The organism is Achromobacter sp. ACM04 (genome assembly GCF_014851465.1).
In the GTDB taxonomy this organism is placed as follows: Bacteria; Pseudomonadota; Gammaproteobacteria; order Burkholderiales; family Burkholderiaceae_B; genus Achromobacter; species Achromobacter aegrifaciens.
Map to the genome: position 1 here is coordinate 92,025 of NZ_JACUZS010000001.1, position 16,603 is coordinate 108,627.

Consider the following 16,603-nt stretch of genomic DNA (forward strand, 5'->3'; position numbering starts at 1 on the left):
AACATCGCCACTGAAAAAGCCAATCGCATCAACGGTGAAATCCGCGTCCCCGAGGTGCGCCTGATAGGTCTGGACGGAGAACAGCTCGGCATCGTCAAGATTGCCGACGCCTTCCGTCTTTCCGAGCAAAGCGACGTGGATCTGGTGGAAATCGCGCCGAACGCCGAACCGCCGGTCTGCCGTTTGATGGACTACGGCAAATTCAAGTACCAGGAGCAGAAGCGCCAAGCTGAAGCTCGTTCCAAGCAGAAGGTCATCCAGGTCAAGGAAGTCAAATTCCGTCCGGCCACCGACGAGGGCGACTACCAGGTCAAGCTGCGCAATCTGCGCCGCTTCCTCGAAGAAGGCGACAAGGCCAAGGTGACGCTGCGTTTCCGTGGCCGCGAAATGGCCCACCAGGAACTCGGTATGCGGGTGCTTGAACGTGTGCGCGACGATCTGCTGGAACTTGCCCAGGTCGAAGCCATGCCGAAGCTCGAAGGCCGTCAGATGGTCATGGTGCTGGCGCCGAAGAAAAAGGCCGTGCCTGCGGGCAAGCCTGAGTCGGCTGTCTGAGCTCCTGCCGTAGTCTCCCCAGGGAGGCTACGCCGCCTGTGCGATCTGCCGCCTGCCATGGCGCCGGCGGGTTCGCTAATTGGGCGGCTCTGCGCTACGATGTCATAAAGCCGCCTTCCCGCGAGGGAAGGCGGTGTCCGTTCAGGGTGTCGCGATGCATGTATTGTTCGTTTTGGATCCCTTGCCGCTGCTCAAGGCGTACAAGGACAGCTCTGTCGCCATGATGCGCGCCCTGGTGGCGCGCGGCCATACGCTAAGCGTGGCCATGCAGGGCGATCTCTATATCGAGGCGGGCACGGTCAAGACCGCGGCCACCCCCATCGAACTGGTCGCGGACGCCGATCTGCACGGCCACGACTGGTGGCGCGAGTCTGCCGCCCGGGATCTGCCGCTGGCGGAATTCGGCGCGGTGGTCATGCGCAAGGATCCGCCGTTCGACATGGAATACGTCTATTCCACGCACCTGCTCGAATATGCCGAGGCGCAAGGCGCCCGCGTGTTCAACAGCGGCGCGGCGATCCGCAACCATCCCGAAAAGCTGGCCATCACCGAAATCAGCGAGTTCACCGCGCCCACGCTGGTGACCCGCAGCATGGCCCGCCTGAAGGCGTTCCACGACGAGCATCACGATGTCATCGTCAAACCGCTGGACGGCATGGGCGGCACGGGCGTGTTCCGGCTGCAGCCCAAGGATCCCAACCTCAACGCCATCCTGGAAACGCTGACGGACAATGGCGCGCGCACCATCATGGCGCAGCGCTACATTCCCGACATCGTCAAGGGCGACAAGCGCATCCTGCTGATCGGCGGGGTGCCGGTGCCGTACTCCCTGGCCCGTATTCCGCTGGCCGGTGAAACCCGCGGCAACCTGGCGGCCGGCGGCCGCGGCGTGGCCCAGGAACTTTCCCCGCGCGACCGCGAGATCGCCGAGGCCGTGGCTCCCAAGCTAGCCGCCCGCGGTCTGCTGCTGGTCGGCCTGGACGTCATTGGCGATTACGTCACTGAAGTCAACGTCACCAGCCCCACCTGTTTTGTGGAAATCGCGGAGCAAACCGGTTTCGACGTCGCCGGCATGTTCGTCCAGGCGCTGGAAAAGGCCGTGGCGACCCCTGCCGCTGCCGCTTGACCCGCCAGGACCCCTGTCATGACCACCGGTATAGTCATCGTCGTGCACGCGCCCCTGGGCGCCGCGATACGCGATTGCGCCAGCCACGTCATGGGCAACCTGGACGGCATGCTGGCCATACACGACATCCAGCCTGAAGACCGGCCGGACGACCTGGCGCCGCAAGTCCTGAAGGACATCCTGGAGCAGGAACATGGCGCGGGCGTGCTGGTGCTGACCGATCTGATCGGCGCCACGCCCGCCAATATCGCCAAGCGCGCCGTCTCCGATGCCCAGGCCCAGGGCATCCAGTGCTGCGTGCTGGCCGGATTGAATACCCCGATGCTGCTGCGGGCCCTGACCTATCGCAATCTGCCCTTGGCCGAAACCCGCGAGAAGGCGCTGGCCGGCGGGCTTCAGGGCGTCTTACGTGTAGACTGACGGGCGGAAGTTTGCCCTATTATGTCGGCTATCCATTCAAGCCGATTGACGGTTCGACGGTTTGCTGTGATCAACACTGCGGCCTCATGCCGCAGCCATAATATTTCCTATGCCTAATACAGACATCGTCATCAGCAATAAACTGGGCCTGCATGCCCGGGCGGCTGCCAAGCTGACGCAGCTGGCCAGCAAGTTTTCCAGCGAGATCTTCATCTCGCGCGGCGCGCAGCGCGTGAACGCCAAGAGCATCATGGGCGTCATGATGCTGGCGGCCGGGCTGGGCGTGACGGTTAAGCTGGAGGCCTCCGGCAATGACGCCGATCAGGCCCTTTCCGAAATTCAATCATTGTTCGACAGCAAATTCGGTGAGCAGGAATAGAATTTCTTCCGAATCGGCCGGCCTGAGCGTTGCCCAGGCCGGCTCGTCTACGACCCTCAATGACGCACCCAACAACGGGGCTGGTTCTGCCAGCCCCGTTGTGTGTCTGTACGGCAAAGGCGTGGCCAAGGGATACGCCATCGGCCGAGCGGTCGTCATGGGTGCGGCGGCGCTGGAGGTCGCGCACTACCGCATCTCGCCCGAGGACGTGCCTGCCGAAAGCAGCCGGCTCACCGATGCCCTGGCTTCGGCGCAGCAGGAACTGCTGCAGCTGGCCGATACCTTGCCGGCCGACGCGCCGCGCGAGCTCGGCGCCATGCTCAACGTGCACAGCCTGCTATTGGGCGACCCGCTGCTGGCCGAGCAGACCCTGGCGCTGATTGCCGAACGCCACTACAACGCCGAATGGGCGCTGACGACGCAGGGGCAGATCCTGGGCCAGCAGTTCGACGCCATGGAAGACGAGTACCTGCGCGAGCGCGGGGCCGACGTGCGCCAGGTCATCGAACGGGTATTGCATGTGCTGGCTGGCACCTCGGCCATCCTGCCCGACATGTCCCACATGGGCGGCGACGACGCGTTGGTGGTCGTGGCCCACGATATTTCGCCCGCCGACATGCTGCGCCTGAGGGGCGGCCGCTTTGCCGCCTTCGTGACGGACCTGGGCGGTCCCACTTCGCATACCGCCATCGTGGCGCGCAGCATGGCCGTGCCAGCGGTGGTCGCCATGGGCAACGTGCGGGAACTGGTCCGCGACGGCGACATGCTGATCATCGACGGCGCAGCCGGCGCGGTGATCGTCAATCCGTCCAGCCGCATTCTCGAGGAATACCGCCGCCGCCAATCGGCCTATGCCGACGAGCGCGCCGAACTGAGCCTGCTGCGCGACGAGCCCTCGGTCACGCTGGATGGCATTGATGTGGTGCTGCACGCCAACATCGAACTGCCGGACGAAGCGGCGCTGGCATTGGCTTCCGGCGCGCACGGCATCGGCTTGTTCCGCAGCGAATTCCTCTTCATGGGGCGTCCGGACCTGCCGGGCGAAGAAGAACAGTACGAAGCTTACTCGTCGGTGGTCAAGGTGATGGCCGGCCGGCCCGTCACGATCCGCACGCTGGACATCGGCTCGGACAAGACGCTGGATGGCGAGGCCACGGTGGCCACCAATCCCGCGCTCGGCCAGCGCGCCATCCGCTATTGCCTGGCGCGCCCGGAGATGTTCGCAACACAGCTGCGCGCCATCCTGCGGGCCTCGGCGCACGGGCCCGTGCGCCTGCTGATACCGATGATTGCGCACATGCACGAGGTGGTGGCGACCAAGGCGGCCATCGAATCGGCGCGGCGCGAACTGGACGCGCGCGGCCAGGCCTATGCGCCCCACATGGAAGTGGGCGCCATGGTCGAGGTGCCCGCCATCGCCATCGCCATCGAACCCTTTGCGCAGGCGCTGGACTTCCTGTCCATCGGCACCAACGACCTGATCCAGTACACGTTGGCGATCGATCGCGGCGACCACGACGTCGCGTCCCTGTACGATCCGCTGCATCCCGCGGTGTTGCGCCTGGTCGCGCACACCATCAATGCGGGCGAGCGTGCCGGCAAGCCGGTTGCCGTGTGCGGCGAGATGGCGGGGGATTCGCGCATGACCCGGCTGCTGCTGGGCCTGGGCCTGACCGAGTTCTCCATGCACCCTCAGCAACTGCTGGACGTCAAGCGCGAGGTCCGGCGCGCGCACTCCAACGCTTTGCGCGTGAAGGTGGCCAGCGCCCTGAACCGCGCCTTGCCGGTGGATCTGGACACGCTGGACCTGGCCTGAGGCGGTTCGTCGCTGCATCAAAAAAGGCGCCGGGGCAGAATGCCCCGGCGCCTTTTTTATCCCCGCCCACCTATGCCATCCGGTGGGGAGGGGTTCCAGGTTTAGCTGTGGTACGCCGATTCGCCGTGGCTGGTGACGTCCAGGCCTTCGCGCTCCTGATCTTCCGGCACGCGCATGCCGCACAGGGCGTTGGCGATCTTGTAGGCGATCCATGCCACCACGCCGGACCAGACGATGGTCAGCAGTACGCCTTCCAGCTGGACCCACAGTTGATGGCCGATCATGCCGGGCTCGGCCAGGCCGGGGCCGCCGAGGATCTGCGCATTGAACACGCCAGTCAACAGGGCGCCAACGATGCCGCCCACGCCATGTACGCCGAACACGTCCAGTGCGTCGTCGGCGCGCAGCAGGCGCTTCAGGCCGTTCACGCCCCAGACGCAGACGATGCCGGCGATGACGCCGATGACCAGCGCGCCCACGGGGCCCACCAGGCCGGCGGCCGGGGTGATGCCGACCAGGCCTGCGACGGCGCCCGAGGCGGCGCCCAGCATCGAGGGCTTGCCCTTTACGGCCCATTCGGTGAACAGCCAGGACAGCACGGCGCCAGCGGTCGCGATCATGGTGTTGAAGAAGGCCAGCGTGGCGTTTTCATTGGCGGCCAAGGCGGAGCCTGCATTGAACCCGAACCAGCCCACCCACAGCAGCGCCGCACCCACGAAGGTCATCGGCAGGTTGTGCGGCTGCATGGCTTCGCGGCCGTAGCCTACGCGCTTGCCCACCACGTAGGCGCCCACCAGGCCAGCCACGCCAGCGTTGATGTGCACCACGGTGCCGCCGGCAAAGTCCAGCGCGCCCTTCGCATTCAGCAGGCCCGGCGCCGTTTCGGACGCGAACCAGACCATGTGTGCGATCGGCACATAGGCGAAGGTGAACCAGATCACCGTGAACACCAGCACCGCCGAGAAGCGGGCGCGTTCGGCGAAGCTGCCCACGATCAGCGCGCAGGTGATGCCGGCGAACGTGGCCTGGAATGAGGCGAACAGCAGTTCGGTCAGCGAGTTCGACATGGCGTACTTGCCGTCGGACGGGGTGAACATGCCGGAGAAGAAGGCGCGCGACAGGCCGCCGAAGAAAGCGTTGCCCTCGGTGAAGGCAAGGGAATATCCGTAGATGAACCAGAGCACCAGGCCCAGCACGAACGTGCACAGCACTTGCAGCAACACGGACAGCACGTTCTTGCTGCGTACCAGGCCGCCATAGAACATCGCCAGACCGGGTACGGCCATCATCAATACAAGCAGGGTAGAGACGAGCAACCAGGAGATATCTGCTTTATCCATTTTCAGGCTCCATTGAGTCTTTATTTATTTACAGCGCAGCTTCGCCGGATTCACCCGTTCTGATGCGGATCACTTGTTCGAGCGGGGCGGCGAAGATCTTGCCGTCGCCGATCTTGCCGGTGCGGGCAGCCTGTTCGATGGCTTCAATGACCTGATCCACCAGATGGTCGGGCACGGCGGCCTCGACACGCAGCTTGGGCAGGAAATCGACGGCGTACTCGGCGCCGCGATACAGCTCGGTATGGCCCTTCTGGCGGCCGAATCCCTTTACTTCAGTGACGGTCAGGCCCTGGACGCCGATCCCGGATAGAGCCACCCGCACTTCGTCGAGCTTGAAGGGCTTGATGATGGCGATGATGAGTTTCATGGCATTTCCTCTCATGGTTGCACGTTGGCTTCGTCTATCAAGCAAATTCCATGCCATGTCGGATATGGCCCAGCGAAGGAGGTTGGCGCGCTCAAAGCGTGCTCGATTGCACCGGTTTGGTGCTTCATGCACCGCAAGTCAGCTTCAAGTTGGTGCGCAGCGCCAGCCCTTGGGGCAAGCAACAAAATATGTTTGGCGTCCGATATTTGTAGCAAATTGATGCGCGTTTTATTGCGTTTTATGTTGGTATATCAGCTTTTTTATCGAGTCACCGATGACTCGCCTGCTGCCCGCTGAGCCATATGCGGCGCGCCTTTGGCGCAAATCGGCAGACCGTTGGCGAGACGCAGAGGAGCGTCGGAATCGGCGCGGCCGGCGCGGTCTCGTGATACGAGGGTTTACACCCGTCGGCTTGTTGCCGAAGAGCGGCTGCAGAAGAATCGATAACAGTTCAAGCCTGTCCCCGAACAGGCTGGGCCGCAGGCGGAGTCTCCGCGTCGACGGATCTCCAAAAGAAAGCAGGAACGGGAAAGGGTAGTCATGAAAATCCACCGCAAGGCTTTCTGCACTTTGGTCCTGGCCGCGTCGCTTGCCGCGCTGGCCGGCTGCAACAAGAGCGAAGAAAAGGCCGCCACCGCACCTGCGCCCGCACCTGCGGCTCCCGCGGCGCCGCCTCCACCCGCGACTTCGCCTTCCTCGGCTGCTCCGGCGGCAGGCACTGCAGCGTCCGTTCCCGCCGAGTGCGAGGCCTACGTCGCCAAGATCAATGCCTGCATGGACAAGCTCGGCAGCGGCAACCCGGCTGCCGCCGCGATCAAGGAGCAGCTAGACGCGGCCAGGGCGCAATGGGGCGCGGTCAGCGACAAGACGCAGTTGGCGGCGCAATGCAAGCAGTCGTCGGATACGTTCACGCAGTCGGCAAGCCAGATGGGTTGCCCGTAACGATGTTGGTAGGGGGTTGCCGCCATGGCAGCCCGGTTTTCTCCTGTGCTTTGAAGGGCGGTCACCGCATGCGGCCCGCCCTCTTTTTTTGGATCGAGGCGGCCCTTTTTTTGCGCGGTCAGTCCGGAAACGGCGTTCCGACGCACTACACTTGAGGCATCAAGAACACAGTGAGGCCGTCATGAACAATCGCACCCAATGGATGGAAGACATCCAGAAGAACATCTCCGACCTGATCGCCCGCAGTCCGGCCGCGGATGTGGAGCGCAATGTGCGCGCGATGATGACGCAGGCATTCTCCAAGCTGGATCTCGTCACGCGCGAGGAATTCGACGTCCAGGCCGACCTGCTGGCGCGCACCCGAGCCCGGGTGGACCAATTGGCCGCGCAGGTGCAGCAGCTGGAGTCGCGCTTGTCCGCGCTGGACAAGTAAGCGCTGGAGGCCGCATCTCGCGGCCGGCAGGAAATGCTTTCCGGAAACGGCCGCGATCAGCGGCCGTTTTCCATTTCCGCGTGCGCATCTGTGGTTGACGGGAGTGATGCTTCTGTCACGGCCGCCGCCGCGCGGGCCTCGCGTTTGCGGATACTGGCGGACCCAACTCTTGCTCGGAGGCCGCCTTGACGCTAGCCGTACTTGCCAGCCGCGCCCTGTGCGGCCTGGATGCCCACGCGGTGCGCGTGGAAACGCATCTGGGCCCGGGCCTGCCCAGCTTCAATGTGGTCGGCCTGCCCGATACCGAAGTGCGCGAAAGCCGCGAGCGCGTGCGCGCCGCCATCTTGAACAGTGGCTTCGAGTTCCCGCCCGGCAGGATCACGGTCAATCTTTCGCCCGCCGACATTCCCAAGGAGTCGGGGCGTTTCGACCTGCCGATCGCCCTGGGCCTGCTGCTGGCCTCCGGCCAGTTGGCCGCGCCGGCGGACGTTCGCGATCCGGAATCGCCCGTTCGGGATCCGGCCTTGGCCGACCTGGTGCTGGCCGGGGAGTTGTCCCTGACCGGCGCGTTGGTGCCGGTCGCGGCGCCGCTGGTCATCGCGCTGAGCGTCGCCCGGGAGGCGCCCGGCGCCACGCTCATCCTGCCTGCGGGCAGCGCCGAGCAGGCCGCCTGGGTTCCCGGGCTGCGCGTGCTGTCGGCGCGCACGCTGGCTGACGTGGCAGCGCACGCCACCGGTGCCTGCCTGTTGTCCAACGCCGTGCCCCGGCCCTGGCCGGCGGCTGCGCCCGGACCCTGCCTGTCGGATGTGCGGGGGCAGCCGGGGGCGCGGCGGGCTTTGGAGGTTGCTGCAGCGGGCGGACATAGCCTGTTGATGATAGGGCCGCCGGGAGCGGGCAAGAGCATGCTGGCGGCGCGCCTGCCGGGCCTGCTGCCGCCGCTGGCGCGCGGCGAGGCGTTGGAAGTGGCCGCCGTCGCCGCGCTGGCTGGCTTGTCCGACGCGCCCGTGGGGCAGCCCCCGTTCCGCGCGCCACACCATTCCGCCACGGCGGCGGCGCTGGTAGGCGGGGGGAGTCGTCCGCGTCCGGGCGAGATCAGCCTCGCGCATCATGGGGTGTTGTTTCTGGATGAGTTGCCAGAGTTCAGCCGCCGTACGTTGGAGGCCTTGCGGGAACCCCTAGAGACGGGCAGGGTGGTCATCGCGCGGGCGCTGCGCGCGGCGCAGTTTCCCGCCCGTTTCCAGTTGGTGGCGGCCATGAACCCGTGCCCTTGCGGGTGGCGCGGGCATCCCGGGCGGCCCTGCGCCTGCACGCCGGATCAGGTGGCGCGCTATGCAGGCAAGATATCGGGCCCGTTGCTGGACCGCATCGACCTGCACGTAGCCTTGCCGCCATCCGACCCCGAATGGATGGGCAAGCCGCCGGGGGAGGCGTCCGGCCCGGTCCGGGAGCGCGTGGCGCGTTGCCGCCAGCGTCAGCAGGCCCGCCAGGGCAAGCCCAACGCCGCGCTGGCGGGGGCGGAACTGGACGAGCATTGCCGCCTGGACGACGAAGGCCAGGCCTTGCTACTGCAGGCCATGCGCCGCCTGTCGGGGTCGGCCCGCGCCATGCACCGTGCGCTGCGGGTGGCGCGTACGATCGCCGATCTGGAAGGGGAGGACGCCCTGGGGGCCCGCCATATTGCCCAGGCGGTACAGTACCGGCGGCCGGGCGTATGACACCCCTCTGTGGCGTTCGCCACCCCTGGGGTTGCGCTTTGCCGGCTGGCTGGCTCGACAAAATGCGGGAAATCACCATATAATCAAAGGCTTTCCCGGATCTGGATCAGATTTGATCTGTTTCTGGGGAGAATCCGCCTGGCAGCAATGCTGGCGGAACGTACCCCGGAAATGCTTCGGATGTAATCCAGAAGTGTCCCGGAAGTACCCCCAAGAAGTGGCAACAGGTCTCCAAGTTTTGCCGCCATGGAAGGTTTCATCGGCCGTCCATGCGTCAAGCACCTGGCGTCATGCATATCAACAATGAGTGTTTAGTTTAGGGAATCAACATGCCCAAGATGAAAACCAAGAAAAGCGCCTCCAAGCGCTTTAAGGTTCGCGGCAGCGGCTCCATCAAGCGCGGTCAGGCGTTCAAGCGCCACATTCTGACCAAGAAGACCACCAAGGCCAAGCGTCAACTGCGCGGCTCGGCAGCGGTCCATGACTCCAACGTGGCCTCCGTCAAGGCCATGATGCCTTTCGCTTGATCTAAGGGAGATCTACTATGCCTCGCGTCAAACGCGGCGTAACCGCCCGCGCACGTCACAAAAAAGTCATTGCCGCCGCCAAGGGTTACCGTGGCCGCCGCGGTAATGTGTTCCGTATTGCCAAGCAAGCAGTCATGCGCGCTGGCCAATACGCCTACCGCGACCGTCGTAACAAGAAGCGCACGTTCCGTGCTCTGTGGATCACGCGTATCAACGCCGCCGTCCGCGAACATGGCGTCAGCTACAGCGTGTTCATCGCCGGCCTGAAGAAGGCTTCGATCGAACTCGACCGCAAGGTTCTGGCCGACCTGGCCGTGCGCGACAAGGCCGGCTTTGCCGCCATCGTGCAGCAAGCCAAGGCTGCCTTGGCTGCCTGATCGCGCTTTAACTCATCGCGCATCGCTGCAAACGGGGCTGTAATGGCCCCGTTTGCGTTTTGAAGGCTGGATTTCATGACTCAAACGGTTGACGACCTGGTCTCCCAGGCGCAAGAACGCTTCGCCGCGGCCTCCGATGCCGCCGCGCTGGAAAATGCAAAGGCTCGGTTCCTGGGCAAGGAAGGCGCGCTGACGGTGCTGCTCAAAGCCCTCGGCAAGCTCGACCCGGAGCAGAAGCGCGAGATGGGCGCCCGGATCAATCAGGCCAAGCAAAGGGTCGAAGAGCTGCTGAACCTGCGGCGCGCCGCGCTGGCACAGGCTGAACTGGACGCCCGCCTGGCATCCGAAACCATTGACGTCACCCTCCCGGGCCGCGGCCGCGCGCCGGGCGGCATCCATCCGGTGATCCGGACCTGGGAACGCGTGGAAGAGATCTTCCGTTCCATAGGCTTCGACGTGGCCGACGGCCCCGAAGTGGAAAACGACTGGACCAATTTCACTGCTTTGAACAGCCCGCTGGACCATCCTGCGCGCTCCATGCATGACACGTTCTACGTCGACATGCAGGACGCCGAAGGCCAGCCGCTGCTGCTGCGCACGCACACCAGCCCCATGCAGGTGCGTTACGCCCGCATGCATAAGCCGCCCATCAAGGTCATCGCACCGGGCCGCACCTACCGCGTCGATAGCGACGCTACGCACTCGCCCATGTTCCACCAGGTGGAAGGGCTCTGGATCGCCGAGGACATTTCGTTCGCCGACCTGAAGGGCGTGTACACCGATTTCCTGCGCTGCTTCTTTGAAACCGACGACCTGGCCGTGCGTTTCCGCCCGTCGTTCTTCCCGTTCACGGAGCCGTCCGCCGAGATCGACATGATGTTCACCTCGGGGCCGAACCGCGGCCGCTGGCTGGAGATTTCCGGCTCGGGCCAGGTGCATCCGCAAGTGGTGCGCAACTTCGGCCTCGATCCCGAACGCTACATCGGCTTTGCCTTCGGTTCCGGACTTGAGCGCCTGACCATGTTGCGCTACGGCGTCAACGATCTGCGCCAGTTCTACGAAGGCGATTTGCGCTTCCTGCGCCAGTTCAACGAATAACAGACGGCTGATCATGCAATTTCCCGAATCCTGGCTGCGTACGCTGGTCAACCCCGCCATCGCCACCGAAGAACTTGCGCACCGGCTCACCATGGCCGGCCTGGAAGTCGAAGACACCGTGCCCGCCGCGCCCGCCTTCAGCGGCGTGGTCGTGGGCCACATCGTCGAAATCGCGCCCCATCCCGACGCCGACAAGCTGCGCGTCTGCAAAGTGGACGACGGCGCCGGCGAACTGCTGCAGATCGTGTGCGGCGCGCCCAACGCCGCTGCCGGCCTGAAGGTGCCGCTCGCGCGCGTTGGCGCCGAGCTGCCTGGCGGCATGAAGATCGGCGTGGCCAAGATGCGCGGCGTGCAGTCCTCGGGCATGTTGTGCTCGGCCCGCGAACTGGGACTGTCGCAAGACCATGCAGGCCTTTTGGAACTGCCCGCCGACATGACGCCGGGCCAGTCGATCCGCGAGGCGCTGAATCTGGACGACACGCTCTTCACGCTGAAGATGACGCCCAACCGCGCCGACTGCCTGTCCATCCTGGGCGTGGCGCGCGAAGTGGCCGCCCTGACCGGTGCGCCGCTGTCGGTACCCACCGCTGTCGCTGTGCCGGTCACGCTGGACGAGCGCCTGCCGGTCAAGGTCGAGGCGCCTGATCTGTGCGGCCGTTTTGGCGGCCGCGTGATCCGCGGCGTCAACGCCCGCGCAGCGACTCCCGAATGGATGAAGACGCGCCTGGAGCGCGCCGGCCAACGCTCGGTATCGGCGCTGGTGGACATCTCCAACTACGTCATGCTCGAACTGGGCCGTCCGTCGCACGTGTTCGACCTGGACAAGATCCGCGGCGACCTCAGCGTGCGCTGGGCCCGCGAAGGCGAAACGCTCGAACTGCTGAACGGCCAGACCGTCACGCTGGATTCGACGGTGGGCGTGGTGGTCGCTGGCGATCAGGTGGAAAGCCTGGCCGGCATCATGGGCGGCGAAGCCACCTCGGTCACGCTCGACACCCGCAACATCTATCTGGAAGCCGCATTCTGGTGGCCGCAGTCGCTCGCCGGCCGCGCGCGCCGCTACAAGTTCAGCTCGGAAGCCAGCCACCGCGGCGAGCGCGGCGTGGACTACGCCACCATCCCCGAGCACATCGAATTCATCACGCGCCTGATCATTGACATCTGCGGCGGCGAAGCCGGTCCGCTGGATGACCAGATCATCAACTTGCCCAAGCGCGAGCCCGTGCGCATGCGCCTGGCGCGTTGCCACCGCGTGCTGGGCGTGCCCGTCACGCAAGCCGAAGTCGCCAAGATCTTCGGCAGCCTGGGGCTGGACTTCAAGATCGAGGGCGACGACTTCATCGTCACGCCGCCTTCCTACCGCTTCGACCTGGAGCTTGAAGAAGACCTGATCGAGGAAGTGGCCCGTATCTACGGTTTCGAGAACATCCCCGTGGAGCCGCCGATGGCGCGCGCCAAGATGTTCTCGCAGCCGGAAATCCGTCGTGGCGCCCATGCGCTGCGTCGCCTGGCTGCCGCGCAGGACTACCAGGAAGTCGTGAACTACAGCTTCGTTGAAGCCGACTGGGAACGCGACTATGCCGGCAACGAAACGCCGGTGCGCCTGGTCAATCCGATCGCCAGCCATCTGTCGGTCATGCGCTCCAGCCTGATCGGCAGCCTGGTCGCCAACATCCGCCATAACGCCAACCGCAAGCAGACGCGCGTGCGTCTGTTCGAACTGGGCCGCGTGTTCATGCGCGATGCGTCCGTTCAGGACGGCCCGCTGGAAGTGGCCGGCGTGCGCCAGCCCATGAAGCTGGCCGGCGCGGCCTGGGGACCGGCCGTGGAAGAGCAGTGGGGCGTGGCGACCCGCCAGGTGGATTTCTATGATGTGAAGATGGATGTCGAGGCGCTGTTCGGCGCGCGCGGCAGCCGCCTGCGCTTCGAAGCCGCCTCGCATCCCGCCCTGCATCCGGGCCGCAGCGCCCGCATCGAGCTGGACGGCAAGCATGTCGGCTGGATCGGCGAACTGCATCCGCGCTGGGCTCAGCAGGCCGACCTGGCGCATGCGCCTGTCGTGTTCGAACTGGACGCCGCAGCCTTGTCCGAAGGCGAACTGCCGCAAGTGCGCGAACTCTCGCGCCAGCCCATCGTGGTGCGCGACCTGGCGCTGTGGGTCGATGCCCACGTGTCGGCGCAATCCATGCTCGACACCGTCGCCGCGGTCGTGAAGGCGGATCCGCAACTGTCGGTGGTGCAGGACGCGCGCCTGTTCGACGTGTGGCGCGAGAAGGCCCACGGCAGCGAGCCCGTCACCGAGAAAAGCCTTGCTTTCCGTTTCTGGCTACAGGACACTGAGGTCACGCTGGACGAGGCCCGCGTGGCGGATTGCCTGGCACGCATCAAGGAAGCCTTGGTGGCTGCGCACGGCGCTCGCCAACGCGCTTGAACCATGGGGAACAGTATGCTTGCTGCCGAGCCGCGCACTCTGACCAAGGCTGAACTGGCCGAACTGCTCTTCGAGCGGGTCGGCCTGAACAAGCGCGAAGCCAAGGACATCGTCGATACCTTCTTCGAGGAAATCCGCGACGCCTTGGCGCGCGGTGATTCCGTCAAGCTCTCCGGCTTCGGCAACTTCCAGGTGCGCGACAAGCCGCCGCGCCCTGGCCGCAATCCCAAGACCGGCGAGACCATCCCCATCGCCGCGCGCCGCGTGGTCACCTTCCACGCAAGCCAGAAGCTCAAGAGCGTGGTGGAACAGGCCGCGCCCGCAGCACCCGATGCCGAGGAGTGATACGCTTTGTCGGCAATTGTTATCGGCACCTGACGCATCGCGGCATAAAATCCCCTTATGACACGTACCGAATCCACCGTTACCTTACCGCCCATTCCCGCCAAGCGTTACTTCACCATCGGTGAAGTCAGCGACCTGTGTGGCGTCAAGCCCCATGTCTTGCGGTATTGGGAACAGGAATTCACGCAGCTCAAGCCGGTGAAGCGGCGCGGCAACCGCCGCTACTACCAGCATCACGAAGTGCTGCTGATCCGCCGCATCCGCTCGCTGCTGTATGAGCAAGGCTTCACGATCAGCGGCGCGCGCAATCGCCTGGGCGATGCGCGCGACGTGCCGCATGATCAGGACGCGGCAGTGCGCCTGTCGGGCGCCGAGATGCAAGCCTTGCGCAACGAACTTGGCAACGTCTCGACGATGCTGGCCGAAGCCTTGGGCACGGCGGCAAACGCAGCAGGCGCAAGCGCCAGCAACGTCAGCCCTGCGGCCTGATCGTCGGCGCATCGTCTTCCCCATATGGTTTGAACGCAGTACCAGCAACGCGCGGCGCAAGCCGCGCGTTGCATTGAGCAGTACCTCGCGCAGCAATCATCGATGCGCATGCGGTTGATGCAATCGATGAACGCAGCGCGAAAATTTTTTTGAGTATTCAGCACTTTTTTTGCACGAATGCGTGCAAACAAATTTTTGTTCTGCTATACTCTTTTTCTTTCGGGGCGTAGCGCAGCCTGGTAGCGCACTTGCATGGGGTGCAAGGGGTCGCGAGTTCGAATCCCGCCGTCCCGACCAGTAGTTCCAAAGGCCGTCAGTGAGAAATCACTGACGGCCTTTTCATTTTTGTTGGCCTGATATCGGCGAGCGCGGTGCAAGCGCGTTATGCCAATGGCTGATAAAAAACTGCCGGCGTAAAACGGCACCCTGGCAAAGTGTCAGCCATGGAAAAAGCCACCCGCAGGTGGCTTTGTTTTTTCCGATCAGCTCCGATACTCCAGATGGATCAACGGGTAGGCCCTGCCTTGATCATCAAGCGGCGAACGGCCCGTGCGCTTGAAGCCCATCCTTTCATAGAAGCCCACCGCCTGGCCGTTCTGTTCATTGACGTCCGTCGTCATGTTGGGATGGAGGGATAGGCCGTGCCGCACCAGCGCGGCGCCTATGCCGGTTCCGCGGCAGGCGGGATCGACGAACAGCGCTTGCATGTGGCCGTTGTCGATGAGCATGAATGCCTGGGGGTAGTCGCGGGCGTCGACCGCAAGCCAGAGCGGCACTTGCGGGAGAAAACCGCACACCATCTCGTCGATGGCCTGGCGATCCTCGGGTGAAAGAAAGTCGTGCGTGGCGTCTACTGCGCTGCGCCAGATTTCGACTGCGCGCGCGCCTTCGTCGGGGCGGGAGGTTCTTATCGTAATCATCCTCGCAGCGTATTTGATTTCTTTTTGCGGCGTCAAATTGACGAACCCGAATGGGTACACTGGGACGCTCTTCGACTAGGAAAAGAAATGGCGCAACAGAATGCCGTGAAGAACAAGGCGCGTCGTCGCATGCCTGACGGCCGCCGCTTTTGGTTTATCAGCCTGCTGGGCATCATTGTGACCTGCAGCCCAGATATCCTAGATGCATTGCGAGGCCAATTCGGGCCGGCGCAACGGCTGGTGATCCCGGCGCTGCTGCTGTATTGGCTGTATCGGGGCAGCGAATGGGCGCGCTGGATCTTGATGGTCCTGCTGCTCGGCATCGGTGCGATGAATCTCTACCTGCTGACGGGCATGCTCAAGTATTCCGCCCATCTGTGGTTGCATGCTTACGTCGCCAGCGCTGCGATGGTCCTGACCGGGTTCTATCTGGCATTGGCGAAGAAGGACTTCACGCGTTACTGCAGCCATGTCGCTGTGCGAAACGCCCGCAAGGCAGCCGCGCGGCAGGCGGAACCTCGTTAAACGCCAGATTGGAAACGTGGAGTGGGAGGAAGTGCCGGTGCTGTACGTGGTCTTGTGGAGCGTGTTGGCGCTAGCTGCATTCACTGGCAGCCTGTTCGTCTTCTGGACGCGGCCGTTCCAGTTCAAGGAGCAGGGCGCGGGGCCGGACTATCGGCCGTCTGCCGGTATCGCAGGGGCCTTGATGACGATCGCCGTTCTCGCGCTGGTGATTGCGCTGACCGTATGACGGCGATCGGTTACGCGCCTGAATGGTATAAGTGCGCGGCAGCGCAATTGCGGTGCGATTGACGGTCAGTGATAACTCCAGGCGGTATGCGGATGAAAGTCATGAGAACTCTTGCGGTGCCTCTATTGCTGACGCTGTATGCGACCGGCGCTGTCGCTGAAGCGCAGGCGGACGCATCGACCACGCGCGTGGTACAGGGCGGCCGCTGGACCGACGACGCAGCCAAGGGCGCGTACCGGATCCTGGTCGAAGAGGTCGGGTTCGAGCACGTCAGCTGCCGCGTACGGATTCAATGGGTCGCGCCCGCGGCCGCTGGCCGTCCTGCAAAGCTCATTGCGGAACAGACCTTCGCGGAACTCTCGACCACTTTCTGGAGTTGCGGGCAGGACAAGCAGAGCGTGGTTGTCGCCGGTAATGTGCTGAAAGTGCAGGCCACGCACGCGTATTCCGGTGAGCCATGCACGTTCACGGCAATGCTTGGCAAGCCGGGCCGATATCAATACGCGGGATGCCGCAACGAGGAACCGGCGCCCAAGACTGGCGGCTGAATCGTTTGCTGCACCCATGCATGG

Annotated in this window: 20 protein-coding genes and 1 tRNA gene; 18 read left to right on the forward strand and 3 right to left on the reverse strand. The window is 64.4% G+C overall.

Annotated elements, in window-relative coordinates; translation table 11 throughout:
* Positions 1 to 3 precede the first annotated feature (3 nt).
* The 5 genes from infC (at position 4) to ptsP (ending at position 4,296) form a co-directional block, all read left to right on the forward strand.
* Positions 4 to 555, forward strand: coding sequence for a translation initiation factor IF-3 (gene infC / locus IB259_RS00525; protein ID WP_192328822.1), 552 nt, complete (start codon positions 4 to 6; stop codon positions 553 to 555).
* Positions 556 to 709: 154 nt separating this feature from the next.
* Positions 710 to 1,681: a glutathione synthase gene (gshB, locus tag IB259_RS00530; RefSeq protein WP_054458256.1), complete on the forward strand. Its 972-nt coding sequence runs from the start codon at positions 710 to 712 to the stop codon at positions 1,679 to 1,681.
* An 18-nt stretch (positions 1,682 to 1,699) separates the two neighbouring features.
* A complete protein-coding gene (locus IB259_RS00535; protein ID WP_054458255.1) occupies positions 1,700 to 2,101 on the forward strand; it encodes a PTS sugar transporter subunit IIA in 402 nt (133 codons plus the stop codon).
* A 109-nt stretch (positions 2,102 to 2,210) separates the two neighbouring features.
* Positions 2,211 to 2,480, forward strand: a complete 270-nt coding sequence (locus tag IB259_RS00540) for an HPr family phosphocarrier protein (RefSeq protein WP_013392913.1) — start codon at positions 2,211 to 2,213, stop codon at positions 2,478 to 2,480.
* 106 nt (positions 2,481 to 2,586) lie between these two features.
* A complete protein-coding gene (gene ptsP, locus IB259_RS00545; protein WP_054458308.1) occupies positions 2,587 to 4,296 on the forward strand; it encodes a phosphoenolpyruvate--protein phosphotransferase in 1,710 nt (569 codons plus the stop codon).
* 101 nt (positions 4,297 to 4,397) lie between these two features.
* Here the strand turns inward: ptsP and amt are convergent, their stop codons facing one another.
* Entirely contained in the window at positions 4,398 to 5,636 is a 1,239-nt protein-coding gene (amt, locus tag IB259_RS00550) for an ammonium transporter (protein WP_013392915.1), read from the reverse strand.
* 28 nt (positions 5,637 to 5,664) lie between these two features.
* Positions 5,665 to 6,003, reverse strand: coding sequence for a P-II family nitrogen regulator (locus tag IB259_RS00555; protein ID WP_054458254.1), 339 nt, complete (start codon positions 6,001 to 6,003; stop codon positions 5,665 to 5,667).
* Positions 6,004 to 6,543: 540 nt separating this feature from the next.
* On the opposite strand from IB259_RS00555, the gene IB259_RS00560 reads away from it, so the two are divergent.
* From IB259_RS00560 to IB259_RS00605, 10 genes are all read left to right on the forward strand, one after another.
* On the forward strand, positions 6,544 to 6,945 hold the full coding sequence (locus tag IB259_RS00560; RefSeq protein WP_175182140.1) for a DUF5339 family protein: 402 nt from the start codon (positions 6,544 to 6,546) through the stop codon (positions 6,943 to 6,945).
* 181 nt (positions 6,946 to 7,126) lie between these two features.
* Complete coding sequence (locus IB259_RS00565) at positions 7,127 to 7,378, forward strand: accessory factor UbiK family protein (protein WP_054458252.1); 252 nt, start codon at positions 7,127 to 7,129, stop codon at positions 7,376 to 7,378.
* A gap of 185 nt (positions 7,379 to 7,563) precedes the next feature.
* Positions 7,564 to 9,093 carry a YifB family Mg chelatase-like AAA ATPase gene (locus IB259_RS00570; protein WP_054458251.1) on the forward strand — a complete coding sequence of 510 codons (1,530 nt, stop codon included), beginning with the start codon at positions 7,564 to 7,566 and terminating at the stop codon, positions 9,091 to 9,093.
* A 329-nt stretch (positions 9,094 to 9,422) separates the two neighbouring features.
* A complete protein-coding gene (rpmI, locus tag IB259_RS00575; protein ID WP_008159912.1) occupies positions 9,423 to 9,620 on the forward strand; it encodes a 50S ribosomal protein L35 in 198 nt (65 codons plus the stop codon).
* 17 nt (positions 9,621 to 9,637) lie between these two features.
* Entirely contained in the window at positions 9,638 to 9,997 is a 360-nt protein-coding gene (gene rplT / locus IB259_RS00580; RefSeq protein ID WP_006218741.1) for a 50S ribosomal protein L20, read from the forward strand.
* Between the two features lie 75 nt (positions 9,998 to 10,072).
* Positions 10,073 to 11,095, forward strand: a complete 1,023-nt coding sequence (gene pheS, locus IB259_RS00585; RefSeq protein WP_054458250.1) for a phenylalanine--tRNA ligase subunit alpha — start codon at positions 10,073 to 10,075, stop codon at positions 11,093 to 11,095.
* Positions 11,096 to 11,108: 13 nt separating this feature from the next.
* Complete coding sequence (pheT, locus tag IB259_RS00590) at positions 11,109 to 13,526, forward strand: phenylalanine--tRNA ligase subunit beta (protein ID WP_175182139.1); 2,418 nt, start codon at positions 11,109 to 11,111, stop codon at positions 13,524 to 13,526.
* A gap of 3 nt (positions 13,527 to 13,529) precedes the next feature.
* On the forward strand, positions 13,530 to 13,871 hold the full coding sequence (locus IB259_RS00595) for an integration host factor subunit alpha (protein ID WP_054458248.1): 342 nt from the start codon (positions 13,530 to 13,532) through the stop codon (positions 13,869 to 13,871).
* A gap of 57 nt (positions 13,872 to 13,928) precedes the next feature.
* A complete protein-coding gene (locus IB259_RS00600; RefSeq protein ID WP_054458247.1) occupies positions 13,929 to 14,360 on the forward strand; it encodes a MerR family transcriptional regulator in 432 nt (143 codons plus the stop codon).
* A 220-nt stretch (positions 14,361 to 14,580) separates the two neighbouring features.
* A tRNA-Pro gene (locus IB259_RS00605) sits at positions 14,581 to 14,657 on the forward strand.
* Between the two features lie 185 nt (positions 14,658 to 14,842).
* Here the strand turns inward: IB259_RS00605 and IB259_RS00610 are convergent.
* Entirely contained in the window at positions 14,843 to 15,280 is a 438-nt protein-coding gene (locus IB259_RS00610; protein WP_054458246.1) for an acetyltransferase, read from the reverse strand.
* 87 nt (positions 15,281 to 15,367) lie between these two features.
* On the opposite strand from IB259_RS00610, the gene IB259_RS00615 reads away from it, so the two are divergent.
* The 3 genes from IB259_RS00615 (at position 15,368) to IB259_RS00625 (ending at position 16,579) form a co-directional block, all read left to right on the forward strand.
* Positions 15,368 to 15,805, forward strand: a complete 438-nt coding sequence (locus IB259_RS00615) for a hypothetical protein (RefSeq protein ID WP_119451627.1) — start codon at positions 15,368 to 15,370, stop codon at positions 15,803 to 15,805.
* Positions 15,806 to 15,842: 37 nt separating this feature from the next.
* Positions 15,843 to 16,031 (forward strand): hypothetical protein, encoded by a 189-nt coding sequence (locus IB259_RS00620; RefSeq protein ID WP_054458306.1) that lies wholly within the window; start codon positions 15,843 to 15,845, stop codon positions 16,029 to 16,031.
* A gap of 101 nt (positions 16,032 to 16,132) precedes the next feature.
* A complete protein-coding gene (locus tag IB259_RS00625) occupies positions 16,133 to 16,579 on the forward strand; it encodes a hypothetical protein (protein ID WP_192327061.1) in 447 nt (148 codons plus the stop codon).
* Positions 16,580 to 16,603: the final 24 nt, after the last annotated feature.

Excerpts from the sequence above, each read along its gene's own strand:
- IB259_RS00595 (WP_054458248.1), top strand. The coding sequence starts at position 13,530 with ATGGGGAACAGTATGCTTGCTGCCGAGCCGCGCACTCTGACCAAGGCT.
- IB259_RS00610 (WP_054458246.1), bottom strand. The coding sequence starts at position 15,280 with ATGATTACGATAAGAACCTCCCGCCCCGACGAAGGCGCGCGCGCAGTC.
- pheT (WP_175182139.1), top strand. The coding sequence starts at position 11,109 with ATGCAATTTCCCGAATCCTGGCTGCGTACGCTGGTCAACCCCGCCATC.
- IB259_RS00535 (WP_054458255.1), top strand. The coding sequence starts at position 1,700 with ATGACCACCGGTATAGTCATCGTCGTGCACGCGCCCCTGGGCGCCGCG.
- IB259_RS00600 (WP_054458247.1), top strand. The coding sequence starts at position 13,929 with ATGACACGTACCGAATCCACCGTTACCTTACCGCCCATTCCCGCCAAG.
- IB259_RS00615 (WP_119451627.1), top strand. The coding sequence starts at position 15,368 with ATGGCGCAACAGAATGCCGTGAAGAACAAGGCGCGTCGTCGCATGCCT.
- IB259_RS00565 (WP_054458252.1), top strand. The coding sequence starts at position 7,127 with ATGAACAATCGCACCCAATGGATGGAAGACATCCAGAAGAACATCTCC.
- IB259_RS00625 (WP_192327061.1), top strand. The coding sequence starts at position 16,133 with ATGAGAACTCTTGCGGTGCCTCTATTGCTGACGCTGTATGCGACCGGC.
- IB259_RS00540 (WP_013392913.1), top strand. The coding sequence starts at position 2,211 with ATGCCTAATACAGACATCGTCATCAGCAATAAACTGGGCCTGCATGCC.
- gshB (WP_054458256.1), top strand. The coding sequence starts at position 710 with ATGCATGTATTGTTCGTTTTGGATCCCTTGCCGCTGCTCAAGGCGTAC.
- rplT (WP_006218741.1), top strand. The coding sequence starts at position 9,638 with ATGCCTCGCGTCAAACGCGGCGTAACCGCCCGCGCACGTCACAAAAAA.
- IB259_RS00555 (WP_054458254.1), bottom strand. The coding sequence starts at position 6,003 with ATGAAACTCATCATCGCCATCATCAAGCCCTTCAAGCTCGACGAAGTG.
- amt (WP_013392915.1), bottom strand. The coding sequence starts at position 5,636 with ATGGATAAAGCAGATATCTCCTGGTTGCTCGTCTCTACCCTGCTTGTA.
- pheS (WP_054458250.1), top strand. The coding sequence starts at position 10,073 with ATGACTCAAACGGTTGACGACCTGGTCTCCCAGGCGCAAGAACGCTTC.
- rpmI (WP_008159912.1), top strand. The coding sequence starts at position 9,423 with ATGCCCAAGATGAAAACCAAGAAAAGCGCCTCCAAGCGCTTTAAGGTT.
- IB259_RS00560 (WP_175182140.1), top strand. The coding sequence starts at position 6,544 with ATGAAAATCCACCGCAAGGCTTTCTGCACTTTGGTCCTGGCCGCGTCG.